1 protein-coding gene is annotated in these 530 nt (G+C 57.0%); it reads right to left on the reverse strand.

Annotated elements, in window-relative coordinates; all coding sequences use genetic code 11:
- Window positions 1–5: 5 nt before the first annotated feature.
- Window positions 6–530: IS1595 family transposase (locus tag BN1115_RS12935; protein WP_042657469.1), on the reverse strand; the 525-nt coding region annotated here is incomplete at its 5' end.

Here is a 530-nt window from a genome sequence, read left to right on the forward strand (position 1 = left end):
AAAGGCTATGTCCCAATTACGTGTTGCATGGGGTGCCCCAGTGCCTCATGCAAACACGCTTTGATATTCACGCCTCTCCCGTAACGCTCCAGCATCCTGCGCCAACCCAGATAGTTCTTCAGGTAGTGGGTCGCCACACCATGGAACCGCTCCATCCACTCTTTCAACCGATGGTGATACCCGTTCACGTGCTGGATGTGATACGCACCGACCACCCGTTCGCCTTGGCGATTATGCACTACCTGATGGGTTACGCCCTGCTCTTTGCTGAAACTGGCATACACACCCGCACCATCGCTACACAGCACCGCATCCGGTGACACCAGCGGCTTCAAGACCGCGATGACCGTCTCGGCATTCATCTGCTCCAGCTGAAAATCTGCATGGTGGCCTGCACGGTCTTGTACCACCATCACCGGGATGTAATCGGGCCCGGTTCCACGAGTTCGCCCCTTGCCACCACGATGCCTTGGCGGACGTGGCAGTCCCCGTTGCCCCTTGAACGATTCAAGGAAGAAGGTCTCATCAAC

It is taken from the genome of Aeromonas allosaccharophila (assembly GCF_000819685.1).
Classification (GTDB): domain Bacteria; phylum Pseudomonadota; class Gammaproteobacteria; order Enterobacterales; family Aeromonadaceae; genus Aeromonas; species Aeromonas allosaccharophila.